We start from the raw sequence: 26,694 nt of genomic DNA on the forward strand, positions 1-26,694 counted from the left end.
ACCGAAGGTAATTTAACCTATTCATCATTCAAAATATTTTCATCGTAATCCTTTATTTCTTTAATTATAATCCCATTATAATAATGGTTTAGAATTTCTTTATAAGTCCTTCCTTCTTTAGCCATATAATTAGCACCATATTGACTCATTCCTGCCCCGTGACCATACCCCTTGGTTGCAAATATAATATTTTCTCCTTCTTCTTTAAGAATAAAGGCGCTAGATTTAAGTTTAAATATTTCTCTTGCTTCCTCTCCGGTTAATATCTTATTTCCGATTTGAATATATTTGATATATCCTCCACTGCTTCTTTCTACAATTTGAATTTGCCCCACAAGGTCTTGAATAATAATATCGGGATACCTTGTTAGGAGGATTTCAATTACATCCTCTTTTTTAATTTTTTTCTCCTCTTCAAAGGCTGGAGCCTGCTTATCCCCATCACTTTCCACACTTTGAAGGTATGGAACATCTGCTTGCCATACATCCTTAGCACTTTGGGTCATCCCTGCACTGGTAGAATGAAAAACTGCTTCGATGGGCTCTTCCTCATAAAACATAACTTGCCCCTTGGTATCTTCTACTGCCCTTGTTATTTTCTCATAATATGTATAAAAATTTTCTCCCCACTTTTCTTTTAATTCGTCGATACTTAAATATGCCTGTCCTTTAGAAGGTTCTGTTGATATATCTGCCACATTATCCTTATTTTTATCCATTTTTTTAACTGCATAGGTCCTTGCAGCTACTGCCTGGGCTTTTAGGGCTTCTATTTCAAATAATGCAGGCATTTCTGCGGCTAATACGCCTTTTATGTAATCTTCAAATTCAATATTATTAGTTTTACCAGTCTTTTCATCTAATACCCTGATAATCATTTTGTTTTCATTGATATCATCCATTTTACTTTTTACCATCGGCTGATTTATTTTATTTTCACCCACTATGGATGTAATAAAGGCAGGTATCCCTATTATTGCCAAAAAAACCATCAAAAAAAGCCCTCCAAACTTTTTCAAATTATCCCCCCTGTGAATTTGGCGTCAATTAATTTGAGAATGACATAAAATGAATATCTATTAGAAAATCAAATCCTTTACCACATTTAGAGTAACAAACATTCTTATGTGATATGTCTTTTATATTTATATGTATTAAAAAGTAATCCCATTACAATAAATAACCCACAGAAATTTGTCTTTTCTGTAGGTTATTTTACTTTTTCTATATTTGCACCTAGAGCTTTTAGTTTTTTTCCATCTCGGAATACCCACGTTCTACATGATAGATATCACTGATTTCTGTCGTTTCATCGGCAGCCAAGGCACATAGTATTAAGGATGCTCCAGCCCTCAAATCAGTGGCCTTAACTTGGGTTCCTGTAAGCTTGTTAACCCCGTCTATTATGGCACTTCTACTTTCTATCTTAATCTGTGCACCCATTCTTTTTAATTCTCCAACATGCATGAATCTATTTTCAAAAACTGTTTCTATAACCATGCTTGTTCCCTCGGCTACGCTTAATAAACTCATAAAAGGTGCCTGCATATCTGTCGGAAATCCTGGATAAGGAAGTGTCTTAACGTCTGCGGCCCTTATATCTTTTTCACCACATACCCTTATTCCTTTATCTGTTTCATATATATCTATATTACATTCCTTAAGTTTTGCAATGATGGGTTTTAGATGATCACTTACTATATTTTCGATAAATATGTTTCCTCTTGTAATAGCAGCTGCAATCATAAAAGTTCCTGCTTCAATCCTATCGGGTATGACACAGTGATTTGTTCCCGTAAGTTTATTAACTCCATTTATTTTGATGGAATCCGTGCCTGCACCTCTTATATCTGCTCCCATGGCATTTAAGTAATTTGCAAGATCGACTATCTCAGGTTCTACTGCTGCATTTTCTATTATAGTTGTGCCTTCTGCAAATACTGCCGACATCATAATGTTTTCTGTAGCACCTACACTAGGAAAATCCAGATAAATTTTAGCTCCTGTTAATTTTTTAGCATAAGCTTCAACATATCCATTTTGTTGAGATATCTCTGCACCTAAAGCAGCAAATCCTTTTAGATGGAGATCTACAGGTCTGCTTCCTATAGCACAACCTCCTGGAAGGGGGATTTTAGCTTTTCCTACTCTAGCAAGGAGGGGTCCCATTACCAAAAACGATGCTCTCATTTGACTTACTAAATCGTAGGGAGCCTCATGTTCAATAATATTGTCACTATTAATCTCTATTTCAGACTTCGTTTTACTCCATTTAATATTTGCCCCTAGATATTGGAGCAATTGCTGCATGATAACTACATCTTTTAAGAATGGAACGTCTCCGACTTTACTCTTACCCTCTGCAAGAAGTGAAGCTGCTAATATAGGCAGTACAGAATTTTTGGATCCACTTATTTTAACATTTCCTCTTAGGGATGGACTTTTTTGAATAATAAATTTTGCCAATATGCTCTTTCCTTTCTAGTAGTCTACTATAATCACAGGAGTTGCTAAATAAACATAGGTCTTTTTTTCATAATCACTATACCGGAATGCACAATTTATATTAATTTTTTTATCATTGGAAATTAGCCAATCATCTATTAGTTTAGTATAGCCATAAACACTATAAATCTCGTCTGTTTCATATGTTTCTTCTATTTTTGCCCCTAAGTTTTTTAATATATCTAGAGCAATAGTTTGTTTTTTTTCTTTTGTTAGTTTACCATCTTTATTACCTGTAAGAGTAATATTGGTTGTGGGCTTAATATCATTTTCCTCAAATATCTTATCGATACTTTGTTTTAAATAAGGTATACTTTCATATTGACCATATAAAGTAATATCAACTATTATATAGGTATTTGTAGTATTTTCTTTTTCGTATTTAATGGATTCTAGTTTAACTGTGGTCTTTGCGTTCTTAGATGCCTTAGTCATCGTTATTTCTTTAAATATATCACTATCTTTTTCATCTGTTATAGTTGTATCATATATTCCCAAGGAATCAGTTATCGTTTCTGCCATATACTTCATCTCTTCTATACTAGAAAATGACTGGTTCAAAAGTCCCCAACTATTTAAATTGATTTGTATTGTTTCGAATTCTGAATTAAGAAAAGCTGCTATGAAAGTTTCTTCTCCATTTTTATTGTTTCCCATTTGTAAAAAAGCTACACTATAAACAATTACTAAAATAGATAAAAAAATGATAGCCTTTTTTTTCATTTTCATTCCTCCCACCCTATGATTTATTTAAAGTATGAACAGGTAGGAAAAATTTATTCATTTTTGAAAAGATTTACTAAAATAAAGTAAATTAAATGGGCGCAATAAATGCGCCCTAATTATATTTACTCAATTCAAGTCTTACTAATGCTCTTTTTAAAGCACTTTCCGCCCTTGCTATGTTAATATTGGAAGTTTTAGAAGCTAACCTTTCTTCGGCTCTATGTTTTGAGGCTTCTGCCCTTGACTTATCTATTTCTTGGGGCCACTCTGCTGCATCGGCAAGAATTGTAATTCTATCCGGTTGAATCTCTGCAAAGCCTCCTATTAGAGATGCTTTCTTTTCTTTTTCTTCTTGTTTAATTCTAATTGTTCCAATAGAAACAATAGTGGTTAAGGGGGTGTGGTTAGGCAATACCCCTATATCTCCCTGAATCGTCCTGAAAATTGCCATATCCACTTCATCATCAAAAAATCTTTTATCCGGTGTTATAATTTGGAGCTTAATTTTTTTTGCCATTTATTCACCACCCTACGACTTGCGGCATTAAATAAGTTGTAAAACAGTTGCAATGTTGGGGTAAGATCCTTCGCTGCACCCAGGATGACCATAGGAATATAATTATAAGGTTTTAGCTTTTTCTACGGCATCATCAATGGTTCCAACCATGTGGAATGAACTTTCTGGAAGTTCATCATATCTTCCATCTAATATTTCCCTAAATCCTCTTATGGTTTCCGATAGCGGAACGTACCTTCCTTCCATCCCTGTAAATGTTTCTGCTACAAAGAAGGGTTGGGATAAGAAGCGTTGTATTTTTCTTGCACGGCTTACTATTATTTTGTCTTCTTCGGATAATTCGTCCATTCCGAGCATTGCTATTATGTCTTGTAGTTCTTTATACCTTTGAAGTATTTCTTGTACTCCCCTGGCTACCTCATAATGCTCTCTCCCTACAATAGAAGGGTCGAGTATTCTTGAAGTTGAGTCAAGGGGGTCCACTGCCGGATAAATACCAAGCTCAACTATAGCTCTAGAAAGCACTGTTGTTGCATCTAAGTGAGCAAAGGTCGTTGCCGGTGCCGGGTCTGTTAAGTCATCGGCAGGTACATATACCGCTTGAACCGATGTAATTGAACCTTTTTTTGTTGAAGTAATTCTCTCTTGAAGAGCACCTACTTCCGTTGCCAATGTGGGTTGGTATCCCACAGCACTAGGCATACGTCCTAATAGCGCCGACACTTCGGAACCTGCTTGAATAAAACGGAATATATTATCTATAAATAAAAGTACATCCTGACCACTTTTATCTCTAAAGTACTCTGCCATGGTAAGTCCTGTAAGTCCTACCCTCATCCTTGCCCCTGGGGGCTCATTCATCTGTCCAAATACCATGGTGGTCTTATCCAATACTCCTGAATCTTTCATTTCGTAATAGAGGTCATTTCCTTCCCTAGTTCTTTCCCCTACTCCTGTAAATACAGAAAAACCTCCATGCTCTGTTGCAATATTTCTGATAAGTTCTTGGATAAGGACTGTTTTACCTACCCCTGCTCCACCAAAAAGTCCAATTTTCCCTCCCTTGGAATAAGGGCATAATAAATCTACTACCTTTATCCCTGTTTCGAGGATTTCAATCTCTGTCGATTGTTCCTCAAAATCCGGAGCTGATCTATGAATTGACCACAATTCTTCGGTTTCTGGAGCTGGTTTATTATCGATTGCTTCTCCAACCACATTAAACATTCTCCCAAGGGTTTTTTTACCTACGGGAACTTGAATCGGTCTTCCTGTATCTAAGGCTTCGATTCCCCGCATTAAGCCATCTGTAGAAGCCATAGAAACACATCTTACTATATCATCCCCTAAATGTTGAGCTACTTCTACAGTTATTTTTTCACCATCCTGCCTTTTAATCGTTATGGCATTATTAAGGGCAGGAAGATGCTCGGGGGAAAACTTGATATCCAGTACAGGTCCTATAATCTGTACGATTTTCCCTATATTTGCATCTGCCATGGATTTTCACTCCTTCATTCATTTACCACCTTTATTTTAAAGCCTCCGAACCACCTACTATTTCTGTTATCTCTTGTGTTATTTCTGCTTGACGGGCTCTATTGTATTGAACTGTTAATCTTTCGATTATATCTTTCGCATTTTCTGTTGCTGAATCCATGGCAGTCATTCTTGCCCCCTGTTCACTGGCAGCAGATTCAACCATAGCTCCAAAAATAACACTCTTTATATATTTTGGAATAACATAATCCAATACTCCCTCCGGGGAAGGTTCGTAATCCATAAGGGCGGCCCTCTTATTTTGTGCTTCCCCAAAATCAGAAATATCCACAGGCAATAACTTCATTATTTCAGGTTCTTGATTAATAGTTGATTTAAACGCAGTATATACCAAATAGACTTCATCTATTTCCTGTTTTTTGTATAATTCTAATACGATTTCCCCTATTCTTGCTGCGTGGAAATACTTAGGTTCTTCTGAAATCCCTAGGTATGAGTCATGTATAGTATATGCTCTCCTACTAAAGTAGTCCCTTGCCCTTCTTCCGACCGTTATAACTTCTAGGTTTTCCTTTTTCTTCATATGCTGCAGGGCAAGTCTAGATACATTAATATTGTATCCCCCAGCTAATCCCCTATCAGAAGTCATAACAATATACATTGTTTTTTTTACTTCTCTTTCTCTTAGGTAGGGGTGTGTAATCCCCTTACTACCATTTACAATAGAGGAAATGCTACTTTTCATTTTATTAAAAAACGGTCTTGTTTCTTCTAAGTTTCTTCTAGCCTTTTGCATCTTAGCTGTAGCTACTAATTTCATTGCCTTTGTTATTTGGCTGGTGCTATCAACACTTTTGATCCGTCTTCTTATATCTCGTATGGAGGCCACTATGACACCCCTTTGCTAATCATTTTTAAATATGGTTTTGAATTCTTTAACTGCCCCATCTATCTTCTTCTCTAATTCATCATCAATTTCTTTTCTTTGCTTGATGGCTTCGATAATATCTGAATACTTAGTCTCAATAAATTCTAAGAACTCCTCTTCAAATCTTCCTATTAAGGATACTTTAACATCCATCAGGTGTTTCCTGGTAACAACAAATAAAATTAAAACCTGATGTTCTACAGTCATCGGTTTATACTGTGGCTGTTTTAATACTTCCATAATTCGCTCTCCTTGAGCTAGAGTATCCCTTGTAGTTTTATCAAGTTCCGAGCCGAATTGAGCAAAGGATGCCAAATCACGATACTGAGCTAATTCTACTCGAATTGGCCCTGCAATCTTTTTCATTGCTTTAATTTGGGCTGCTCCTCCAACACGGGATACGGATAATCCTGGGTTTATAGCAGGGCGAACCCCTGCATTAAATAATTCTGTTTCTAGATATATTTGCCCATCGGTGATAGATATAACGTTCGTAGGAATATATGCCGAAACATCACCTGCCTGAGTTTCTATAATGGGAAGCGCCGTTAAAGAGCCCCCTCCATTTTCATCGGAAAGTTTGGCAGCCCTTTCAAGAAGTCTAGAATGAAGATAAAAGACATCTCCTGGATAGGCCTCTCTTCCTGGTGGCCTCCTAAGAAGTAATGACATCGCACGATATGCTACGGCATGTTTAGAAAGATCATCATATATAACCAAAACATCTTTACCCTTTTCCATCCACTCTTCTCCCATTGCACACCCTGCATAGGGTGCTATATATTGAAGGGGTGCCAGTTCACTGGCTGTGGATGAAACAATAGTCGTATAGTCCATAGCACCATGTTTTTCAAGAGTCCTAACAAGCTGTGCAATAGTGGATGCTTTTTGTCCAATAGCAACATAAATACAAAGGACATTTTGTTCTTTTTGATTTATTATTGTATCAATTACAATTGCAGTTTTCCCTGTTTGACGATCTCCAATAATTAATTCTCTTTGTCCCCTACCTATGGGTACCATGGAGTCAATAGCCTTGATACCTGTTTGCAAAGGGGTATCTACTGATTTTCTCTCAATAACTCCCGGTGCTACTCTTTCTACCCGCCTATACTTAGTAGATGAAATGGGTCCTTTACCATCAATGGGTTGTCCTAAGGCATTAACTACCCTACCTATTAGACTATCCCCTACAGGAACCTCAACTACTCTGCCAGTAGATTTTACTGTATCACCTTCTTTTATCCCTTCATCGGAACCAAGAAGTACTGCTCCTATATTATCTTCCTCAAGGTTTAATACCATTCCATATACTCCGCCAGGAAATTCTAAAAGCTCTCCTGCTATGGCCTTTTCTAATCCATGAATTCTAACAATTCCATCCCCAACCTGCATAACGGTTCCCACATCGGCAACTTCTAGCTGGGTCTTATAATTTTTAATTTGCTTTTTTATAACAGCACTTATCTCTTCTGGTCTAAGATTCATTTTTTCCTTACACCCCTTCTTACACGAGTTGCAAATCATATAGACTGGCTTTTAACGAATGAAGTTTTCCTTCAATACTTACATCTAAAACCCTGTCGCCAACCCGAATTTTCAATCCTCCAATAAGTGATGAATCAACTATGGTTTCGATTTGTACCTGTTTTTTTAATCCCATTACTAATTTTTGCTTGATTTTATTTATTTGTTCATTATCTAAAGGAATAGCCGAAAATACTACTGCGGTTACAATTCCTTTATGTTCTTTTATATTTTCTAGGAATGCATTTAGTATTTCTAGAAGGTGCTCTTGCCTATTTTTCCGTATAATCAATATTAAAAGTCCCATAATTTCATCAGATATTTTCGATAAAAATACTTCTTTAACAAGCCTTATCTTTTCCTCATTTAATATATGAGGATGTTGTAATACCTGCATAAATTCCTTTTCAGAATTTAGAATCTGATACAGGTTATGTATCTGATTTTCAAATTCATCAACGGCATTTTTTTCTATTGCCAAATCAAATAATGCCTTAGAGTATCTTTTTGAAATTAACTGTGCCATGACACATCCCCCATCTTAGAAATTGCCTCTTCAACTAAATCCCTATGTTTTATATCATCTATGGAAGATGCAACAAATTTCCCTGCCATCAATGAAGATACTTCTATAATTTGCTTTCTTACTTCATCTTTAACTTTAGCTTTTTCTCTTTCTATTTCTATTAGGGCTCTATTCCTTATGATTTCAGATTCTTTTCTTGCTTCTTCTAAAATACCGGTTTCCTTTTGGAGAGCCTTTTGTCTTGCTTCTTTTAAAATATTATCTGCTTCTTGTTGAATTTCTTTTAATTTAGTTTCATATTCAACTTTTAATTTTAATGCTTTTTCTTCTTCTGCCTTGGCGTTTTCTACTTGTTCCTTTATTCTTTCTGTACGCTTTTCCATGAAATCACTTAGTGGCTTAAATAGGAGCTTACTAAGTATAAAAAACAAAATAAGCGTATTAATCAGCTGCCCCCCTGCAGAAAATAAAAATTGTTTACCAAATTCAAGAAAACTTCCACCTAAATTACCACCCAAGAGAAAATCCTCCTTTCTCCATCTTACAAAACAAGCATAATTAAAATAATTGAAGGGGTAATCCCCTTCAGTATTACCCTGCTAGTATTGATAAGTATTTAGTAATCAGCGGATTAGCAAATAGTAAAATCATAGCAACAACTAATCCGTAAATACCTGTAGACTCAGCTACCGCATCACCTAAAAGAAGAGTCCTTGTAATATCTCCTTGAGCTTCTGGTTGACGACCTACAGCTTCTGCTGCCTTACCCGCTGCATACCCTTGACCTATACCAGGTCCAATCCCTGCAATCATTGCAAGTCCTGCACCTACTGCCGAACATGCTAAAATTAAAGCACTTCCATCAATTTGACCCATTATAAATTCCTCCTTTGATATTAGACAAAATAATTATAATAAATACTATATTTAATAATGCTAAATTCTTAAAGAAAATAGCAGAATTTCTACTCCTCAGTCGCAATAGAGCCAGATACAAAAATCATGCTTAACATGACAAAAATAAATGCCTGCAAAACCCCTGCAAATATATCAAAATATATATGTAAAACTGCTGGGATACCTATTTTAAATATTCCTGGCAATGCGGCATATATAAGACCCATAATAACAAGTCCTCCAGCTATATTACCAAATAAACGGAAGCTCAAGGATATCGGATTTGCCAACTCACCGATGATATTTAAGGGAAGAAGAAATGGCATGGGTTCTAAAAATCCTTTTAGATACCTTTTTATGCCCTGAGTCTTAATCCCGTAAAATTGAACCATGGTAAAGGTTGTTAATGCCATTACTGCAGTGGTGGCATAATCTGATGTGGGAGGTCTAAATCCAAGCAGTCCCCATAAATTAGAAAACAATATAAATAAAAACATGCTTCCATAAAAAGAGGCAAATCTTTTATTATGTTCTCCCATAGTAGTTGAAGTAAATGAATCGAATATCTCAACAAATGCTTCTATCCCATTTTGAAATCCCTTAGGTATGGTTTCAAAATTCTTAAGAGAATAACGAATAACTAGTGCAAGAATAATAAGAACTGCCATAACTATCCATGTACTTATCATACTTTGTGTAATATAAAATTCTTCGTTACCTATATTGATTGGAATGACGTATTTGTTAGCAAAATCTAAGGTTTCCAAATTTACCACACCCCTTTATCTGAAAAAATTCCATAATAATATGTAGTATTACCTATAAAATTATTATCACTCTAATTTTTCTTTTTTTCACCTATAATCATTAAATAGGTAGAAGCTTTTAACGTAAGAAGGCCACTAACTACGCCTAGAAAACTAATGCTAGGTTCTAAGACAGCAATCATTAATATTATTGCAGTTAACACATATCTAATCATGTATTGAGCGATGGCATAATTTCGTGCTTTTTGTGGTGCCATCCTCACGGACCTTTTTACAGAGATATCCATAAGCCTTAATCTTAAAATACTAAATATAATCCCAAAGGCAAGGCCTTTTATCCAGGGTAACGGTTCATCTACAAAGAAGAGGCCTATAACCCCAACGATAATGCCAATACCCAGTATCTGAAGAATGAGCCGCTTCATTTTATTAATCCTTTCTATTTTTTCCGTTTTTATGTACTTTTGATGTAATGACGAATAAATTACGGAATGCCGCCCCCACTCCTAAAATAGTAAATACAATCAGAAAAAATATTCCTGTATTAAACTTAATGTCTAAATAATTTCCTAATATAATACATCCTATTATCGGTAATGCCATCACCATACCAATTTGAGATATCAAGGAAAGAGCAGCTAAAAAGTCTCTGTTTTTGTTCATAAAATCCACCCATATAGTTATTTAAGAAAACCAACCCTAAATATAATAGTTAAATTAAGATACTGATTGGTTTTCAATAGTATTTCATAATTATACACCTTTATTTTTATAGTGTCTATAACAAGGTCTTCCTAGTATTTTAAAAGTCTTTGGGTCTTTCCTTCTTCATTTCAAATGAATAAAGTATTGCCTCTACAATCCTTGTAGATGCATTACCATCCCCAAATGGATTTTGAACACTTGTCATCTTATTGTATTCTTTTTTATTGGTAAGCAATGTATATGCCATGTCAAATATTTTATCTTCGTTAGTTCCTGCCAATTTTAAGGTTCCCGCTTCTATCCCTTCCGGTCTTTCTGTTACATTTCTAAGGACTAATACTGGTTTTTTCATAGAAGGCACTTCCTCTTGTAATCCTCCTGAATCAGTCATTACAAGATAGGATAAATTCATTAAATTGTGCATATCCTTCATATCTAAGGGATCTATTAAATGGATTCTTGGATGATTTCCTAAAATTTCATAAGCGACTTCCCTAACAGCAGGATTTTTATGTACAGCATAAACAACCTCTATATCTTCGAAGGTTTCTACCAATTTGTATACAGCCTTACAGATATTTCTTAGGGGTTCCCCTAAGTTTTCCCTTCTATGGGCTGTCATTGTAATTACTCGCTTTTTAGCATAGTCTATATTATTTAAAAGTTCTACTCCAAAGGTATAGTCTTCCTCTATGGTAGTCTTTAATGCATCTATAACCGTATTTCCTGTAACAAAAATTTGCTCTTTTGGAATATCTTCTTTTAGTAGATGGCTCTTAGCTAGGGCGGTAGGTGCAAAATGAAGATCAGCTAGGGAAGTTGTAAGCTTTCTATTCATTTCCTCTGGAAATGGCTGATACTTATCATATGTTCTTAATCCTGCCTCAACATGGCCCACTCTTATTTTGTTGTAAAATGCAGCTAAGGCTCCTACAAAAGTTGTGCTAGTATCACCATGAACTAAAACTATATCCGGTGACACTTTTTTCATCGTATCATCCAAACGCTCTAAGGCACGAATTGTTATATCCATAAGGCTCTGCCTCGATTTCATAATATCCAAATCGTAATCAGGTTCTAACTTGAAAATATCTAATACCTGGTCTAACATTTCTCTATGTTGTGCTGTCACGCATACAATACTTTTTATCCCATCTGCTTTTTCTAATTCTTTTACTACGGGTGCCATTTTTATAGCTTCAGGTCTCGTCCCAAAAACACTCATTACCTTTATTGACATTAGTATATCCAACCCTTCATGATTAATAATTACTACTATTTAACCATATATTTTTTAGTTGCGCAAGGAGATAGATACTTCTTAATTTATGTAAAGTTTAAAAGCAAAAATGACATACCATAGTATGTCATTTTTTAAACTTCTTTTTTTGTTTTTGTAATCATATATAAAGCTGCTGCCATAGCTATAAATACTCCTAGGGCAACCTGTGTATCCCTATGGGCTATTAAAATACCTATTATCCCAAATCCCCCACTAATTCCGTAAAGAGTGATGACCGCTCTTTTTTGGGAATATCCTTTATCTACAAGACGGTGATGGAGATGTCCTCTATCTGCCTGCATAATAGGTTGTCTATTAATAATTCTTCTAAATATTGCAAAGGTAGTATCAAATATTGGCAGTGCCAATATTAAAACTGAAATTGTAATCGTAACTGCTGTATATCCCTTGATAAATCCCTGTACTGATGTAACTGCTAATATAAATCCTAAAAATGTAGAGCCCGTATCTCCCATAAATATTTTTGCAGGATTAAAATTATAGGGCAAAAAACCTATGCAGGAACCTGCAAGAGCCGCAGTCATCACTGCTGCTACAGGACCTATTGGATTTGGCGATAATATAGATAAAATCATAAGGCATATTGCTGCTATAGAAGATATTCCTGCAGCTAATCCATCTAATCCATCTATAAGATTAACAGCATTAGTAATCCCTACAATCCAAAATAAAGTAATAGGTATACTAATTTTTTCTAAGAAAAGAGTATTACTTTCTACAAAGGGCCAAGTAACAAACTCAATTCTAATATCAGAATATATAACTACAAGGGCCGCTATAATCTGTACGAATAATTTAAGCTTTGCATTTAGATTATAAATATCATCAAAGAAACCTAATAAAAATATTATGAAGCTTCCAACTAAAAGTCCCGATATTTGTTTCCATTCAAAGGCTTTAACCATAGGAGTAAGAAGAAAAACCGTAATTATAAATCCAAGAAAAATAGCTATGCCACCCATTCTAGGCATGGGTTTATTATGCATTCCCCTAGCCTTCGGCAAATCTACCGCTCCAACCTTAAAGGCAATAATTTTACTTAATGGGGTAGTAAATAGACTGATTAAAAAAGCTGAAATAAATGCTATTATATATATTAAAAAAGTTTCTTGAACAGCTATTCCTTGGAACACTTTCATCTCTCCTTAATAGTTGTAACTATATTTATTTTTTCCTATTTTATAAATTTCACACTATAAAGATTAAGCTATATATAACACATTATGTAAAAATCAATCTAAAATTATAATGTGGACCATGTATATTCTATATTCATCTGTAATAGTTGTCAAATTAAATTCATATTACAATTATTTAAAATTATTAAAAAACCGATACTGTCATTAGTATCGGTTTTTAGAATTTAGAAGGAAACAATATCAATACCTGCTTCTTTTAAAAGTTCCATAGATAATTCATCGGGATAATCCCCTCTAAACACTATTCTCTTAATTCCTGCATTTATAGCCATTTTAGCACACATGACGCAAGGTTGATGGGTTACATATAAAGTTCCCCCTAGGACAGATACTCCATGCATAGCTGCCTGAACAATAGCATTTTGTTCTGCATGAAGAGCTCTGCACAATTCATGTCTTTGTCCTGAAGGGATATTTAATTTTTCCCTCAGGCATCCTATTTCTTCACAATGAGAACATCCTGTAGGAGCCCCATTATAACCGGTTGATAAAATTCTTCTTTCCTTAACAATTAATGCACCTACCTGTCTTCTAAGACAAGTCGACCTTTTTTTTACTAAATCCACAATCTCCATAAAGTACTCGTCCCATCCCGGCCTCATAAACATCCCCCTAGATTACTTAGTCCCAAATAGACGGTCTCCTGCATCTCCTAGACCTGGAATAATATATCCATGCTCATTTAACCTTTCATCTAAAGCTGCCACATAAATATCTACATCGGGATGATCTTCTTTTAATCTTTTAACCCCTTCTGGTGCTGCAATAAGGCATAAGAATCTAATTCTTTCTACACCTTTTTCCTTTATAAATTTTATAGTGGCAGAAGCAGAACCTCCTGTGGCTAACATGGGGTCTAATACATAGATATCTCTTTCTGGCGCATCATAAGGTAATTTGCAGTAGTATTCCACAGGCTCGAGAGTTTCTGGATCTCTATATAGTCCGACATGTCCAACCTTAGCTGCCGGAATCAAATTAAGCATGCCATCTACCATCCCAAGCCCTGCACGGAGTATAGGGACAATACCCAACTTTTTACCAGCTAATGCCTTTGCCTTTGCCTTTGCTACAGGGGTTTCCACGGTTATTTCTTCCAGTGGCAAATCTCTTGTAGCCTCATAGCACATAAGCATAGCTATTTCTTCTACCAATTCCCTAAATTCCTTTGACCCAGTTTCTTTGCATCTAAGCATGGATACCTTGTGTTGAATAAGTGGATGTTCCATTACGATTACTTGCGCCATAATAATCCTCCTCTTTTTTATCCTTCTATCTGTCCTATACGGCGAATATGTCTCTCTTCATTGGAAAATTCTGTTCCTAAAAATGTTTCTATAACTTTAAGGGCATGACCAGGACCTATAACCCTTGCTCCCATAGCCAATATATTGGCATTATTATGTTCCCTTGCCGCTTGGGCAGAAAAACAGTCATGACATAAGGCAGCACGAATCCCCTTTACCTTATTGGCTGCAATAGAAATTCCTATTCCGGTGCCGCAAATAATTATTCCCTTTTCACAAATTCCCTCTATAATAAGATTAGCCACACTCTTACCAAACTCTGAATAATCACAGGCCTCTGCACTGTAACATCCTACATCTTTATAACTGATGTTTTTTTCCTCCAAATATCTTATTATCTCTTGTTTTAGTTCATACCCTCCATGGTCACTTCCTATTGCTAGCATATCTAGTCCCTCCATTTTTCCTTTTCTAATATATCACTTTCTAAAAGCTATGGCAAACCCTAATTTTACATAGTTCTACTTATGGTTTTTATTGCTTTTTTAATCACCCTATTTAAGTTAGCTGCGCAATTCTTATAGCTATCCAAATTCCCACCAAAAGGGTCCTCTATATCCCCATTTTCATTTGTAAATTCTTTTATGGTATATATTTTTTTCCCGTATTCGGGAAAGTTAAGTAGTAAGTAATGTTTATGTCCCTGTGTCATAGTTAATATCAAATCCGCATTTTCCATGTCTTTGGATTCCAAACCCTTTGATTTATGATCCTTTAAATCAATATCATATTCCTTCATCGCTACATGAGCATAATTGCTAGCACTTGATGGGAAATAAACTGAAATCCCCCTTGAAATTACTTCTATATTAAGAGGGGATTCTTGTATTATTTTTTTTGCTAGTGCCTCTGCCATAGGGCTCCTGCAAGTATTCCCCGTGCATACAAATATTATCTTTTTCATTATGACTCTCCTTTATACCTTAAGTATGTCATAAGCAGCTGCTTTTTCTAATCTATTCATAATCGCAAATCCTATTTCATCATAGGAAAAGCTCTCAGAAAAAACTATATCCATTCCTGCCTCATCAAAATCTCTTAGGCTATTAAATAGATTTGAAGCAATTGTTTTTGGATTCTCCCTGTCCCCAACGGAAATTATGCAATCTGCATTGTATAAATCCCTTGTCTGCTTTGTTGCCATTACACCAATTTTTAGGTCTTGTCTTCGTTTTTCCCTCGTGAGATTATTAATGGTATCTATTACCTTATGGATTTCTCCCTCTACTATGGTAACCTTAGCCTTAGGGGCATAATGCTTATATTTCATTCCTGGAGATTTTGGGATGGAGGATAGACTCTTTTGGGAAAGAATCGCAGGATCTACTGATATATTCCCCATTACTTCTTTTAACATCTCTATGGTAATACCACCCGGTCTTAGAACCATAGGGATTTCCCCGCTGATATCCACTACCGTCGATTCAAGTCCTACTTCTACACTACCCCCATCTAAAATCATATCAACCTTACCATCTAAATCCTCTATAACATGTGAAGCCCTAGTCGGGCTAGGTTTTCCTGAAGTATTAGCAGAAGGTGCAGCAATAGGAACCCCTGAATATTCAATTAATCTCCTTGCTATTTCATTTCGGGGAAATCTTATGGCAACAGTTGAAAGCCCCCCTGTAATCGCCTCTGGGATTGCTTCCGACTTTGGAAAGACAAGGGTTAAGGGCCCTGGCCAAAATTTTTCCACCAAAATCCGAGCATTATCGGGAATGGCACAAACTAATAAAGATAATTCCTTTATAGAGGAAATATGCACAATAAGGGGGTTATCAGAGGGCCTCCCCTTAGCAGAAAATATCTTTTTAATGCTTTTTTCATTAAGGGCATTAGCACCTAATCCGTAAACGGTTTCTGTAGGAAAAGCAACTAAACCTCCGGATTTTATAATATTTGCACTTTCTTTAATAATTTCTAAATCAATATTGTTTGGGTCTATCATTCTAATTATGGTGTCCATATTTTCGCTTCCTTTATAATACTTTTCGCTTTTATTTTACCCCTATTATACCATAGAATTCAATCCCTTTTTATAACGCGTTTTTATTTATAAAAAATATATAAGACGTTGGTTTCGGAACTTTTTAATAGAACCTTCCATATATTATAGTAGGACTTTATATAATGAAAGGAGGTTACTGTATGTCAAAATGTAATATTAGCGGCAGAAACCTTGCAACTCTTTTAGCAGATTATATTGGTGAAACTGTCACTCTTTTTACAGCTAGCGGCGGTCAGTCCGGTTCTGGTTTCACTGGAGTTGTCCTTTGTGTAAATAACTCTTTTATACGCCTTCTTACTCGTGTTGGTCCTCCCCCTGGATGTGCTCTTGGAAATGCCTGCACGGGATTTAATCCTGGGTATGGTTATAGTGGTTATGGTGGTAGCTATGGAGGGGGATATGGTGCTATTTCTGCCGGCGGGTGGAATGGTTATCCCGTTTATACTGTTGGCTCTGTTACAGATATTCCTATCGATGCTATTGTTTCCTTTGTTCATAATGCCATATAACCCCATAAAATTTACGGGCGAACAAAGTTCGCCCTTACATAATAAAATATATTTTAAAGTAATTATACAGCCTTGTAATAAGTAACATTTCACTCTAAATGTCATAATATGTAACAGGATTAGAAATCCTAACACATTATGGAAGGAGGCAATTTTATGCCCTTTGGTTATGGATACGGCTATGGGTATGGATATGGTGGAATACTAGGTCAATTAAGTCGATTTATAGGCGAAACCGTTACTATTTTTACTACTAGCGGAGGCCAATCAGGCTCTGGATTTACGGGAGTTTTAATAGGGGTAAATCCCTACTTCGTTACTTTAGTGACAGGCCAAGGTCCTGCCCCTGCTTGTCCCCTAGGAAATGCCTGCGGTGGTTACGGGGGTTACGGAGGATATAGCGGAATATATAATACAGGTTCTATCACTAACATTCCTGTATATATGATTGCTTCATTTTCACATAACACCCTTTAACGCATAGTAAAAAGCCTTGATAAATTCATCAAGGCTTTTTATTTTTTACATTTCTCTAATCCATATTAGCATTTCCCCTGGTGTTCTATTAACCCAGGCGTAATAAGGTATTGCTATAATAGGGGTATTTATTAATTCATTTTCCCCTCCAAAATATAAATCATCGGTTTTTATTTTGCTTCTCTTTGCAGTTCCCTTGATTACATAAACTCCCCCGAGTAAATCAGGGTTATATTCACCTCTTAGCTTTTCATTCTTTGGTATAGCTATATCGGTAAGTTCAGATCCATTATCAACTTCTTCTAGGCAGTACACTATAGGTCCTCTTTGCAGAGCAATTTTCCCTGCATTCCTCCATATTTTAGGGTTAGAGTGAACCCTTTGTATTTTCATTTCTAGGTTGTATTGTATTTTGTCCCCATTGTTCCAAAGCCTGTTGAGAACTACATACCCATTCCTAAGGAGTACTTCACTTTCATCAATCTTTTTGTTATTAATGTATATTTCTTTATTTTTACACCAGGAAGGCATACGTAGATATATTGAGAAAGTCAAAGCTTTTCCGAGGTTAACATCTATCTCTATATCTCCATCCCAAGGATAGTTAGTTTTTTGATTTAGTTTTACATCGCCACAGCTTAGATTTATTTCTGCTTCTGATGAGGCAAATTGATGAATGTATATTTTATTTTTTTCCTCGATGGAAGAATACATAAATCTGCCAACAGATGCTGTCATGCGGGCAATGTTAGGAGGACAACAGGCACATCCGTACCATTTTTGACGCTCTGGCTTTACATGTCGCAGATCATGTCTATTTTCTACTGCCCTAGGCCATACTTCTAGAGGGTTAACATAGAAAAACCTAGTGCCGTCTAAGGACATTCCACTGATGGTTCCATTGTATATGGCCCTTTCTATAACATCTGCGTATTTGCTATCGATAGTGTAGTTTAGCATTTCGGATGCCCAAAAGGCAAGTCCTATGGAAGCACAGGTTTCCGTATAGGATAAATCGTTAGGTAAATCATAGTCTATGGTAAATGCCTCGCCATACTCACTAGATCCTATACCTGCCGTGATATACATCTGCTTATTGGTTATATTTTCCCATAGTCTCTCGCTCACTTCATACCAAAAACGGTCTCCTGTTTCTGCTGCTAGGGCGGCTACTGAGGTATAGAAGTATACTGCCCTAACTGCATGGCCTACAGCCACTTCTTGATTTTTAACTTCTTTATGAGCTTGATAGTAGGCATAGTCTTTGTTGGCACGCTCCCAAAAGTCTATTATATCGTCTCTTTTTTGAGCTTCATTTTTAAAGTATTTAGGCTCTTTTCCTCTTTCTTCAATGAAATACTTAGCCAACTTTAGCGCTTTTTCATCTTTTGTAATTCTATAGAGGCGAATAAGGGCATATTCTATTTCCTCATGCCCTGGATAACCCTTCATCTTATCTTCTTCGGGGCCAAAAATAGATTCTATGTGATGGATTAATCTAGATGCAATCTCAATTCCCCTTGATTTTCCAGTAGCCTGATAGTATGCCACTACCGCTTCTATGAAATGCCCTGCACAATAAAGTTCGTGCCAATCCTTTAGATTTGTCCATTTTTTATCTGGTTCTTTAACTGTAAAATAGGTATTGAGGTATCCATCTGGAAGCTGGGCTTTCCCAATTAATTCTATCATTTCGTCTGCTTTACTTTCTAATTCTGAATCTTTATATATATTTAGGACATAAGCTACAGCTTCTAGCCATTTATATAAGTCACTATCTTGGAATACCATACCATGATATTCACCTTCCATAATTCCTGCTGCAATCTTAAAGTTATCAATACTATGACTGGGTTCTGTATCTTCTAGCAAGTCATTTAGGGCCTTCCATTGATAGGGTATTACCTTATCCTTTATTAATTCAATCTTTTCTTTCCAAAAACCTTCATTGATAGTGATTTGTTTTAAATCAATTGGCTTTATCATTCTACTAACCTCCATCTTTTTGGTTAATCTGATAGTCTTCATGCTCTAATGATACTATATAGAATCTTCAAAAGCAGTATACAAATACGTATAATAGGTGTACTTTTTTTACCTTATAAATTCTTATCACTATTAAGGTGAGTATAGGAAAAATTATATCTATATTGGGTAGGGGAAATACTCTCCTTTTTCCTAAACAACTTCATAAAATATTTATCGTCTTCAAACCCTACATTATAGGAAATTTCTTTGATACTTAGATTCGTATTGGTTAGTAATTCCTTAGCCTTTGTGAGGCGAAGCAAAAGCAGGTATTCCTTAGGGCCCACCCCCATTTGCTCTTTAAATCTTCTTGATAGGTACGAAGTATTGTAGTCAAACTGTTCTGCTATTTCTTTGATTGATATCTTTTGGTTGTAATGAACCCGAATCCATTCGGCAACCTCAACTAATCTATTTTTTGAGTAACTATCCTTTCTATATTTAATAATGGTATTTTCGGTAATCATAATCGTTAGGGTAGTCAATATATAATCTGTAATGTGCTTTGTATATTGGTTACTGCTTCCATTATGAATAAGCTGCCTAAATAGGATCTTGAAATAATCTGTATTCTCATATTCACAATAAATCGGTAGGATGACTAACTCCCTTTGAGTATTAAAAAATAGTGCTCTGTCTCCATAAAACAAATCGTATTCTTCTGCAATCTCGTAGCGGCCCTCACAATAAAAATGACACCAGTAGTATGAAGTTTCTTCTCCTGATTCTTTAAAGCCCTGATGATATGCGTGAGGTGTTAGCAACAAGACATCCCCGGCTTTTACTTCATACCTTTGTCCCCCCTGTTCAATATATAAGCTCCCCCTTAGTCCAATAATTAAAACAAAGCTGTCAATATTACGTTTTGAATGTTTCCAATCTCCATTAGTTATAAACTTTCCAGAGGATATGTATCTTAGAGGCTTTGATAATCCATATATAAGAAATTTCATAATGACACCTTCACTTTTAAATAGTTTTTATTATAATCTATTTTCACCGAGTCAGGGATTACATTAGGAACGAGATTTCTTGGCATTATCACCCTAGGATTAGGGCAAGTTTTCCCTGGCTCATCTTCAATGTGTTCCCATATCAATGCTGTTGCATTGGGAGCCCCATCATAAAGGACATAACTATTAGACTTTGTTCTTCTAACCAGGTGAAAGCCGCTTCTCTAAGCTCGCTAAATCTTTACCATACCTTTTAGAGTAGGTTTCCTTATCCGTTTCCCTAGTATCTCCAATTACCATGGAGTTAGAATCCCTTCTTCTCATATAAATATCTTCGTAATTTGCTGCCGCACCATTTTTACATTTTACCACAGTCGCTTCTATAATTTTCCCCTTGCCTACCACATCATAGGCAACCTGAAATAAATCTGCATCTTGCTCTCCTAAAGCTAAAGAAAGTAAATGTTCTCTATCCTTTGGGATTGTAATACTCTTTACTTTCTCTAGAATACCTTGTACTTCTTTTGATAAAATAAATGTTTCTTTGATATCTTGTCCCATTACACTTCCTCCTTGATGTTTTAGTTATTATATATAAAAATGCCAATACCGATTCATATTGAATCAATATTGGCCTCAATCTGTCCTTTTATCATCATATACATAAACTCTTTCTAATTACGAAGAATTACCTTAAGCTAATCTTAACTTTCTTTTAGTCCTTCTATGATAAAATGATTTTTTTGATTTTATCATACTTTTAAACCATTTTCAATCATAACCTTATTATTAGTAAGTCACGGGGGATTTTATTGAAAGTATAAGTAAAAATGTTTTTTAGTATAATAAAAATATCTTGACTTTACAAAGAAATGATTTATAATAAAATTATCGTATGAATAATCGTTCATATGTTCAAATATGAAAGGAAGACTATTATGACAAAGAATAAAATCGAAAAATGTGACTGTACCGTCATTCATGAGGATGTCGTAGAAAAAGTCCGACAAAGCATGCCCCCTGAGGAACACCTATATGATTTAGCGGAGTTATTTAAAGTATTCGGAGATAGCACGAGAATCAGGATACTCCATGCCCTTTCGGCTTCTTCCATGTGCGTATGTGATATTGCTGCCCTACTTGGAATGAGTCAATCGGCTATTTCTCATCAACTTAGAGTTTTAAAACAATCCAAACTTGTAAAATATAAAAAAGAAGGAAAGGTAGTTTACTATTTTCTAGCAGATGAACATATTAGCGTGATTTTCGCTCAAGGTTTAGAACATGTTAGGGAATAATATAAAGGAGGATAGAATATGGCTAAAAAAGAACTGATATTAGAGGGTCTTGATTGTGCGAATTGTGCAATAAAAATAGAAACCCAAGTTAAGTCTATTCCCGGAGTTGTGGATGCCTCCGTAGATTTTGTATCCCAAAGACTTACCATGGAAGTAGATAATATAAGAGAACTGGATTCTATAGTAAAAAAGGCTTCTTCTATTGCTACCTCTATCGAATCTGGAATTTCCATTCTTGAAAATGATGAAGAGGGAATCGCAGAGAATGAAAAAGAAAACAAAAGGGAATTGATTATCCTTGGTATTGGAATTTTATTTTTTACTTTAGGATTTATCCTTCCCTTGCCCCCTATTGTAGAAAATATTGTATTTTTAGTTAGTTATCTTTTTGTTGGTATTGAAGTACTTATGAAAGCTATCAAAAACATATTCAAGGGGCAAGTTTTTGATGAAAACTTTTTGATGGCTATCGCAACTATTGGAGCTTTTGCCATCGGGCAATTTCCTGAAGCAGTATCCGTAATGCTTTTTTATCAGATTGGAGAGTTATTCCAAGATATGGCGGTAAATCGTTCTAGAAAATCAATTAAATCCTTAATGGATATCCGCCCTGATTATGCTAATCTAAAATTAGAAAATACAGTTAAAAAGGTATCTCCTGAGAAGATTAGTGTTGGGGATTTAATCCTTGTAAAGCCTGGAGAAAGGATTCCCCTTGACGGGATTATTGTAGATGGGGCTTCAACCTTGGATACCTCTGCCCTAACAGGTGAATCCCTTCCTAGGAAGGTCAAAACAAATGATGAAGTTCTATCAGGTTCCATTAATCAAGAAGGACTCCTTACCATAAAGGTGTCGAAACTATTTGGAGAGTCCACTGTATCAAAGATATTGGATTTAGTTCAAAATGCAGGTTCTAAAAAAGCACCGACAGAAAATTTTATCACTAAGTTTGCAAGATATTATACCCCGGCAGTAGTTATTAGTGCAGTACTTTTAGCAGTTATTCCTCCTATTTTTATTCCGGGAGAAAGTTTTTCTATCTGGCTTTATAGGGCCCTTGTTTTCCTTGTAATTTCTTGTCCTTGCGCCTTGGTTATCTCCATACCCCTTGGTTTCTTTGGCGGCATCGGAGGAGCGTCTAAAAAAGGCATACTAATTAAAGGAAGCAACTACCTAGAAGCCTTAAATAATGTTCACACCATTGTATTCGATAAAACAGGAACCTTAACTAAAGGAGTCTTTAAGGTAACAAAAATAGATTCAAAAGGGAATCTTTCAAAGGAATCCTTGTTAGAATATTCTGCCCTTGCCGAAAGTTATTCAACCCATCCTATAGCAGTTTCTATATTAAATGACTATAAAAAAATATAGATAAAAGTAGGATAAGTGAAGTAGAAGAAATTTCAGGGCACGGAATTAGGGCCATGATAGATGGAAAAGAAGTTTTAGCTGGAAACAAAAAACTAATGGATAAGTATAATATTAAAGTCGATTCTAATGCAACTGGTTCTGTTGTCTATATTGCTATTAATAGAAATTATGAAGGAATGATAATCATTTCTGATGAAATAAAAGTAGATTCTATGGGGGCTATAAGAGAACTCAAATCCCTAGGTATAAGTAAAATAGCCATGCTAACTGGTGATAATGATTCTACCGCTAAAGAAGTTGCAACTAGTCTTGAATTAGATGATTTTTATAGTCAGCTTCTTCCCCATGAAAAAGTTAAAAAACTAGAAATCCTCCACAGACAGCTCCCTAAAAAACAAAAACTAATATTTGTTGGAGATGGTATAAATGATGCACCGGTATTAGCAAGGGCTGATATAGGAATTGCCATGGGGGGGGGTAGGCTCCGATGCTGCTATCGAAGCTTCCGATATTGTTCTTATGACCGATGAACCCTCTAAAATCGCAGATGCCATTAAGATTGCAAAAAAACCCGCCGTATTGTATGGGAAAACATTTCTTTTGCCCTTGGGGTTAAGGTATTTGTATTAGCCCTTGGAGCTTTAGGTCTTGCAACCATGTGGGCTGCAGTATTTGCTGATGTAGGTGTTGCCTTGATAGCAGTTTTAAATGCCATGCGGGTAATGAAAAACGAATAAGAAATCCTGACACAATGTGTCAGGATTTCTTATTCGTTAATTTAATGCCTTAGTTGAATCCCTAATTAATAACTCCCCCGAAAAAATTTTATGAGAGTAGGTTTCCTTTTCATTAATTAAATCAAATAGGATTTTTATAGTTTCTTCTGCCATCTCTTCAACAGGCTGCCTTATGGTAGTTATGGATGGTTGATAATAAAATGAGATATCAAGCCCATCAAAACCAGCTACAGAATAATCCTCAGGAATTCTTTTCCCTGCCTCAAATATAGCTTTACATGCCCCTATTGCCATACTATCAGATACGGCATAAATGGCTGTGAATTCTTCATTAAATTCTAGTAATTCCTTTGTAACCAAATATCCATTTTCCATAGAATAACTCTCAATGCCTTCTTTCATTATTCTCACTAAAGCATCATCGACTTTTAATCCATGGCTCTCTAAGGCTCTTTTATATCCTTCATACCTTAGCTTTCCAATACTTACATCACTCATCGGAGCCGTAATAATGGCAATCTTCTCATGGCCTAGGCTACATAAATAATCAACTATTTTATAGCTTTCCCTAAAATCATCCACCGATACAGAGGAATAATCACTTAAATCAAATTCCTGGGTCATCCTCATTGTACTTAATACAAAAGGTACCGTTAGCTGCTGGAGTTTTTCTTTTGAGTGGGAAAACGCCCCCCCTAAAAAAACAATTCCTCTTAGGCGTTTTTCCTTTGCTAATTCAATGGCAACTTCTATTTCATCTTGTTTTTCTTCTACTCTTTGTAATATAAAAGAATATTTCTTATCCTTGATTTCTTTTTCGAATATCTTTATTGACTTATTAAAAAATGGGTTGGTAATTCCTTTAATTAATACTGCTATTGTCTTTGAATTTGATCTTTTTAAGTTTCTTGCACTATTGTTAGGAATATAATGATTTTCTTTTATTACCTTCATTATTCTTGCTTTTGTTTTCTCATTAATATCGGGATGATTATTGATTGCTCTTGATACTGTAGTTACTCCCACTCCACACATTTTAGCAATATCTTTAATTGTAATTGCAGCCATCTTACTTCTTCCCCTACATTATACTTTTCCAAAGGCTTTCTAAGCCCATGGGTAATATTGAAATTGTTTGACTATAAATAATATATCAAACTTGTGCGTAAGTTCCAAGTAAAATTTAGCCTTTTACTGCACCTGCAACAACACCTTCTATTATATATTTTTGGGAGGCCAAATAAAATGCTACTATAGGCAAGATAGCTAACACTAACATAGCCATCATGGCACCCATATCGATGGATCCATAGCCACCTTTTAAGTATTGTATAGCAATAGGTATTGTCTTATAGTCTGTACCAATAACTAAGTTTGGCAATAAGTAGTCATTCCATATCCACATCGTATTAAGTATTGCCACCGTAATGGCTATTGGTTTAAGTATAGGCATTATAACTTGGAAAAAGGTTTGTAATGGGTTACAGCCATCGATGATAGCTGCCTCCTCTATTTCTATTGGAATCGATTTCACAAAACCTGAAAACATAAACACCGATAGGCCTGAACCGAATCCTAAATAAATTAATATAAGTCCAACTGGATTATCGATACGTAGCATATTAGCAATTTTACTCATGGTAAACATCACCATCTGAAATGGAACTACCATTGAAAATACGAACATATAATACAATCCATCAGTCAATTTTGATTTAACCCTTGTAATGTACCAAGCAGTCATAGAAGTAAATAAGATAATTACAATAACTGATGATACCGTAATAAATAAAGACATAATAAATGCATTTATAAAACCCGTTTTTAATATACCACTGGCATAATTATTAAGACCTACAAATGTTTTAGCATCGGGTAAAACAAATGGCGCATTGCTGATAAAAAATTTACCTTTAAAGGAATTCATAAAAACAATAAATATAGGAGCCAAAAACAAAATAGATAATATACACAAAATTATGAATATTATATAATCCTTTAGCCTTGCGTTTTTCACTAGCCCTCAATCTCCCTTCCTCTAGTAATCAAAAGTTGTACCAAGGAAATTAATCCTACTAGTATAAAAAATATGACTGCTTTTGCTTGTCCTGTGCCTTCTAATAATTTGGCGTAAAAAGTATTATAGATATCTAAGGCTAACATAGTTGTCTGTTTTGAAGGCGCCCCTGCTGTTAGCGCTAAGTTTTGGTCAAATAACTTAAATGAGTTCGACAAAGTTAAGAACAAACATATTGTAATAGACGGCATTACTAAAGGTATGGTTACATTTTTTAATATTTGAAAATGGTTGGCTCCATCTATGTTGGCAGCCTCAACCAATTCTTTAGGAATACTTTGGATACCTGCTATATATATGACCATCATATAGCCTATTAACTGCCAGTTCATTAGAACTACCAATCCCCAAAAACCATATTTAGCGCTGAAAGTTAAGGTTACCCCAAACTTTAACAGTACCCCATTAATAATCAACTGCCATATATAACCTAATACAATTCCACCTATTAAATTAGGCATAAAGAAAATAGTTCTAAAAATATTAGTGCCAAACATCCCCCTGGTCAATAATATAGCAAGAATAAATGCAAGGATATTAATCATTAAAACCGATACCACTGTAAATCTAGTGGTAAACCAAAGGGCATTTAAAAACTCCTTATCGGAGAATATTCTAATATAATTTTCTAGACCTACCCATTTCGCATCAACTACTGTGGTAAAGTCTGTAAAGGACAGGTATATTCCTAAAACAAACGGTACAAAAAATGCTATCGCAAATGCTATTAAGGTTGGTAATGCAAAAATCGGGAAATATCTTTTAAGTGTCCTTTCCATGTACCCTTCTCCTAACTTTAATTATAGTCCCCTATTAAATAGTC

Annotated in this window: 30 protein-coding genes and 1 pseudogene; 4 read left to right on the forward strand and 27 right to left on the reverse strand. The window is 35.3% G+C overall.

The window, feature by feature from the left end; all coding sequences use genetic code 11:
* Positions 1-17: 17 nt before the first annotated feature.
* From spoIID to GX308_07065, 20 genes are all read right to left on the reverse strand, one after another.
* Entirely contained in the window at positions 18-1,019 is a 1,002-nt protein-coding gene (gene spoIID / locus GX308_06970; protein ID NLK21813.1) for a stage II sporulation protein D, read from the reverse strand.
* 226 nt (positions 1,020-1,245) lie between these two features.
* Positions 1,246-2,469, reverse strand: a complete 1,224-nt coding sequence (gene murA / locus GX308_06975; GenBank protein NLK21814.1) for a UDP-N-acetylglucosamine 1-carboxyvinyltransferase — start codon at positions 2,467-2,469, stop codon at positions 1,246-1,248.
* Positions 2,470-2,481: 12 nt separating this feature from the next.
* Entirely contained in the window at positions 2,482-3,228 is a 747-nt protein-coding gene (locus GX308_06980; protein ID NLK21815.1) for a hypothetical protein, read from the reverse strand.
* A gap of 115 nt (positions 3,229-3,343) precedes the next feature.
* Positions 3,344-3,748, reverse strand: a complete 405-nt coding sequence (locus GX308_06985) for a F0F1 ATP synthase subunit epsilon (protein NLK21816.1) — start codon at positions 3,746-3,748, stop codon at positions 3,344-3,346.
* Between the two features lie 102 nt (positions 3,749-3,850).
* Positions 3,851-5,248 carry a F0F1 ATP synthase subunit beta gene (atpD, locus tag GX308_06990; protein ID NLK21817.1) on the reverse strand — a complete coding sequence of 466 codons (1,398 nt, stop codon included), beginning with the start codon at positions 5,246-5,248 and terminating at the stop codon, positions 3,851-3,853.
* A gap of 31 nt (positions 5,249-5,279) precedes the next feature.
* Complete coding sequence (atpG, locus tag GX308_06995) at positions 5,280-6,140, reverse strand: ATP synthase F1 subunit gamma (GenBank protein ID NLK21818.1); 861 nt, start codon at positions 6,138-6,140, stop codon at positions 5,280-5,282.
* A gap of 12 nt (positions 6,141-6,152) precedes the next feature.
* Positions 6,153-7,664: a F0F1 ATP synthase subunit alpha gene (locus GX308_07000; GenBank protein ID NLK21819.1), complete on the reverse strand. Its 1,512-nt coding sequence runs from the start codon at positions 7,662-7,664 to the stop codon at positions 6,153-6,155.
* A 19-nt stretch (positions 7,665-7,683) separates the two neighbouring features.
* On the reverse strand, positions 7,684-8,229 hold the full coding sequence (locus GX308_07005) for a F0F1 ATP synthase subunit delta (protein NLK21820.1): 546 nt from the start codon (positions 8,227-8,229) through the stop codon (positions 7,684-7,686).
* Positions 8,217-8,747 carry a F0F1 ATP synthase subunit B gene (gene atpF, locus GX308_07010; GenBank protein ID NLK21821.1) on the reverse strand — a complete coding sequence of 177 codons (531 nt, stop codon included), beginning with the start codon at positions 8,745-8,747 and terminating at the stop codon, positions 8,217-8,219. The genes GX308_07005 and atpF overlap by 13 nt, the downstream gene beginning before the upstream one ends.
* A gap of 73 nt (positions 8,748-8,820) precedes the next feature.
* Entirely contained in the window at positions 8,821-9,105 is a 285-nt protein-coding gene (atpE, locus tag GX308_07015; GenBank protein ID NLK21822.1) for an ATP synthase F0 subunit C, read from the reverse strand.
* Between the two features lie 89 nt (positions 9,106-9,194).
* A complete protein-coding gene (gene atpB, locus GX308_07020; protein ID NLK21823.1) occupies positions 9,195-9,815 on the reverse strand; it encodes a F0F1 ATP synthase subunit A in 621 nt (206 codons plus the stop codon).
* Positions 9,816-9,964: 149 nt separating this feature from the next.
* Positions 9,965-10,318, reverse strand: coding sequence for an ATP synthase subunit I (locus GX308_07025; GenBank protein NLK21824.1), 354 nt, complete (start codon positions 10,316-10,318; stop codon positions 9,965-9,967).
* A gap of 4 nt (positions 10,319-10,322) precedes the next feature.
* On the reverse strand, positions 10,323-10,556 hold the full coding sequence (locus GX308_07030) for an AtpZ/AtpI family protein (GenBank protein ID NLK21825.1): 234 nt from the start codon (positions 10,554-10,556) through the stop codon (positions 10,323-10,325).
* A gap of 139 nt (positions 10,557-10,695) precedes the next feature.
* On the reverse strand, positions 10,696-11,838 hold the full coding sequence (gene wecB / locus GX308_07035) for a UDP-N-acetylglucosamine 2-epimerase (non-hydrolyzing) (GenBank protein ID NLK21826.1): 1,143 nt from the start codon (positions 11,836-11,838) through the stop codon (positions 10,696-10,698).
* Positions 11,839-11,972: 134 nt separating this feature from the next.
* Positions 11,973-13,040, reverse strand: a complete 1,068-nt coding sequence (locus tag GX308_07040) for an undecaprenyl/decaprenyl-phosphate alpha-N-acetylglucosaminyl 1-phosphate transferase (protein ID NLK21827.1) — start codon at positions 13,038-13,040, stop codon at positions 11,973-11,975.
* A 224-nt stretch (positions 13,041-13,264) separates the two neighbouring features.
* Positions 13,265-13,702 (reverse strand): cytidine deaminase, encoded by a 438-nt coding sequence (locus GX308_07045; GenBank protein NLK21828.1) that lies wholly within the window; start codon positions 13,700-13,702, stop codon positions 13,265-13,267.
* A 15-nt stretch (positions 13,703-13,717) separates the two neighbouring features.
* Complete coding sequence (upp, locus tag GX308_07050) at positions 13,718-14,347, reverse strand: uracil phosphoribosyltransferase (GenBank protein ID NLK21829.1); 630 nt, start codon at positions 14,345-14,347, stop codon at positions 13,718-13,720.
* Between the two features lie 17 nt (positions 14,348-14,364).
* The gene (rpiB, locus tag GX308_07055; protein NLK21830.1) at positions 14,365-14,793 is read right to left on the reverse strand and encodes a ribose 5-phosphate isomerase B; all 429 of its coding nucleotides are present in this window, start codon (positions 14,791-14,793) and stop codon (positions 14,365-14,367) included.
* A 65-nt stretch (positions 14,794-14,858) separates the two neighbouring features.
* The gene (locus GX308_07060; GenBank protein NLK21831.1) at positions 14,859-15,311 is read right to left on the reverse strand and encodes a low molecular weight protein arginine phosphatase; all 453 of its coding nucleotides are present in this window, start codon (positions 15,309-15,311) and stop codon (positions 14,859-14,861) included.
* A gap of 12 nt (positions 15,312-15,323) precedes the next feature.
* Positions 15,324-16,376 (reverse strand): threonylcarbamoyl-AMP synthase, encoded by a 1,053-nt coding sequence (locus GX308_07065; GenBank protein NLK21832.1) that lies wholly within the window; start codon positions 16,374-16,376, stop codon positions 15,324-15,326.
* Between the two features lie 182 nt (positions 16,377-16,558).
* On the opposite strand from GX308_07065, the gene GX308_07070 reads away from it, so the two are divergent.
* Positions 16,559-16,927, forward strand: a complete 369-nt coding sequence (locus tag GX308_07070; GenBank protein NLK21833.1) for a hypothetical protein — start codon at positions 16,559-16,561, stop codon at positions 16,925-16,927.
* 156 nt (positions 16,928-17,083) lie between these two features.
* Entirely contained in the window at positions 17,084-17,404 is a 321-nt protein-coding gene (locus GX308_07075; protein ID NLK21834.1) for a hypothetical protein, read from the forward strand.
* Between the two features lie 45 nt (positions 17,405-17,449).
* Here GX308_07075 and GX308_07080 read toward each other — a convergent pair whose 3' ends face one another.
* The 4 genes from GX308_07080 to GX308_07095 all read right to left on the reverse strand — a co-directional run bounded on the left by GX308_07080 (position 17,450) and on the right by GX308_07095 (position 20,946).
* Complete coding sequence (locus GX308_07080; protein NLK21835.1) at positions 17,450-19,390, reverse strand: glycoside hydrolase family 127 protein; 1,941 nt, start codon at positions 19,388-19,390, stop codon at positions 17,450-17,452.
* Positions 19,391-19,503: 113 nt separating this feature from the next.
* Positions 19,504-20,385, reverse strand: coding sequence for an AraC family transcriptional regulator (locus GX308_07085; GenBank protein NLK21836.1), 882 nt, complete (start codon positions 20,383-20,385; stop codon positions 19,504-19,506).
* A complete protein-coding gene (locus GX308_07090; GenBank protein NLK21837.1) occupies positions 20,382-20,531 on the reverse strand; it encodes a hypothetical protein in 150 nt (49 codons plus the stop codon). The genes GX308_07085 and GX308_07090 overlap by 4 nt, the downstream gene beginning before the upstream one ends.
* Before the next feature lie 55 nt (positions 20,532-20,586).
* Complete coding sequence (locus GX308_07095) at positions 20,587-20,946, reverse strand: DUF4914 family protein (GenBank protein ID NLK21838.1); 360 nt, start codon at positions 20,944-20,946, stop codon at positions 20,587-20,589.
* Between the two features lie 377 nt (positions 20,947-21,323).
* Between GX308_07095 and GX308_07100 the strand changes: the two genes are divergently transcribed.
* Both GX308_07100 and cadA read left to right on the forward strand, forming a co-directional pair.
* A complete protein-coding gene (locus GX308_07100; protein NLK21839.1) occupies positions 21,324-21,683 on the forward strand; it encodes a winged helix-turn-helix transcriptional regulator in 360 nt (119 codons plus the stop codon).
* An 18-nt stretch (positions 21,684-21,701) separates the two neighbouring features.
* A pseudogene (cadA, locus tag GX308_07105) lies at positions 21,702-23,794 on the forward strand (cadmium-translocating P-type ATPase).
* 36 nt (positions 23,795-23,830) lie between these two features.
* On the opposite strand, the gene GX308_07110 reads toward cadA, so the two are convergent.
* From GX308_07110 to GX308_07120, 3 genes are all read right to left on the reverse strand, one after another.
* Positions 23,831-24,862, reverse strand: coding sequence for a LacI family transcriptional regulator (locus GX308_07110; GenBank protein ID NLK21840.1), 1,032 nt, complete (start codon positions 24,860-24,862; stop codon positions 23,831-23,833).
* 115 nt (positions 24,863-24,977) lie between these two features.
* Positions 24,978-25,811, reverse strand: a complete 834-nt coding sequence (locus GX308_07115) for a carbohydrate ABC transporter permease (protein NLK21841.1) — start codon at positions 25,809-25,811, stop codon at positions 24,978-24,980.
* A complete protein-coding gene (locus GX308_07120) occupies positions 25,811-26,650 on the reverse strand; it encodes a sugar ABC transporter permease (GenBank protein NLK21842.1) in 840 nt (279 codons plus the stop codon). Before GX308_07120 ends, GX308_07115 begins: the two co-directional genes overlap by 1 nt.
* Between the last annotated feature and the right edge of the window lie 44 nt (positions 26,651-26,694).

It is taken from the genome of Candidatus Epulonipiscium sp., assembly GCA_012519205.1.
Classification (GTDB): domain Bacteria; phylum Bacillota; class Clostridia; order Lachnospirales; family Defluviitaleaceae; genus JAAYQR01.

Coding starts and splice junctions, on each gene's coding strand:
- GX308_06980 (NLK21815.1), bottom strand. CDS start 3,228: ATGAAAAAAAAGGCTATCATTTTTTTATCTATTTTAGTAATTGTTTAT.
- GX308_06985 (NLK21816.1), bottom strand. CDS start 3,748: ATGGCAAAAAAAATTAAGCTCCAAATTATAACACCGGATAAAAGATTT.
- atpD (NLK21817.1), bottom strand. CDS start 5,248: ATGGCAGATGCAAATATAGGGAAAATCGTACAGATTATAGGACCTGTA.
- GX308_07000 (NLK21819.1), bottom strand. CDS start 7,664: ATGAATCTTAGACCAGAAGAGATAAGTGCTGTTATAAAAAAGCAAATT.
- GX308_07005 (NLK21820.1), bottom strand. CDS start 8,229: ATGGCACAGTTAATTTCAAAAAGATACTCTAAGGCATTATTTGATTTG.
- atpE (NLK21822.1), bottom strand. CDS start 9,105: ATGGGTCAAATTGATGGAAGTGCTTTAATTTTAGCATGTTCGGCAGTA.
- atpB (NLK21823.1), bottom strand. CDS start 9,815: ATGATAAGTACATGGATAGTTATGGCAGTTCTTATTATTCTTGCACTA.
- GX308_07025 (NLK21824.1), bottom strand. CDS start 10,318: ATGAAGCGGCTCATTCTTCAGATACTGGGTATTGGCATTATCGTTGGG.
- GX308_07030 (NLK21825.1), bottom strand. CDS start 10,556: ATGAACAAAAACAGAGACTTTTTAGCTGCTCTTTCCTTGATATCTCAA.
- wecB (NLK21826.1), bottom strand. CDS start 11,838: ATGTCAATAAAGGTAATGAGTGTTTTTGGGACGAGACCTGAAGCTATA.
- GX308_07040 (NLK21827.1), bottom strand. CDS start 13,040: ATGAAAGTGTTCCAAGGAATAGCTGTTCAAGAAACTTTTTTAATATAT.
- GX308_07045 (NLK21828.1), bottom strand. CDS start 13,702: ATGAGGCCGGGATGGGACGAGTACTTTATGGAGATTGTGGATTTAGTA.
- upp (NLK21829.1), bottom strand. CDS start 14,347: ATGGCGCAAGTAATCGTAATGGAACATCCACTTATTCAACACAAGGTA.
- rpiB (NLK21830.1), bottom strand. CDS start 14,793: ATGCTAGCAATAGGAAGTGACCATGGAGGGTATGAACTAAAACAAGAG.
- GX308_07060 (NLK21831.1), bottom strand. CDS start 15,311: ATGAAAAAGATAATATTTGTATGCACGGGGAATACTTGCAGGAGCCCT.
- GX308_07065 (NLK21832.1), bottom strand. CDS start 16,376: ATGGACACCATAATTAGAATGATAGACCCAAACAATATTGATTTAGAA.
- GX308_07070 (NLK21833.1), top strand. CDS start 16,559: ATGTCAAAATGTAATATTAGCGGCAGAAACCTTGCAACTCTTTTAGCA.
- GX308_07075 (NLK21834.1), top strand. CDS start 17,084: ATGCCCTTTGGTTATGGATACGGCTATGGGTATGGATATGGTGGAATA.
- GX308_07080 (NLK21835.1), bottom strand. CDS start 19,390: ATGATAAAGCCAATTGATTTAAAACAAATCACTATCAATGAAGGTTTT.
- GX308_07085 (NLK21836.1), bottom strand. CDS start 20,385: ATGAAATTTCTTATATATGGATTATCAAAGCCTCTAAGATACATATCC.
- GX308_07095 (NLK21838.1), bottom strand. CDS start 20,946: ATGGGACAAGATATCAAAGAAACATTTATTTTATCAAAAGAAGTACAA.
- GX308_07100 (NLK21839.1), top strand. CDS start 21,324: ATGACAAAGAATAAAATCGAAAAATGTGACTGTACCGTCATTCATGAG.
- GX308_07110 (NLK21840.1), bottom strand. CDS start 24,862: ATGGCTGCAATTACAATTAAAGATATTGCTAAAATGTGTGGAGTGGGA.
- GX308_07120 (NLK21842.1), bottom strand. CDS start 26,650: ATGGAAAGGACACTTAAAAGATATTTCCCGATTTTTGCATTACCAACC.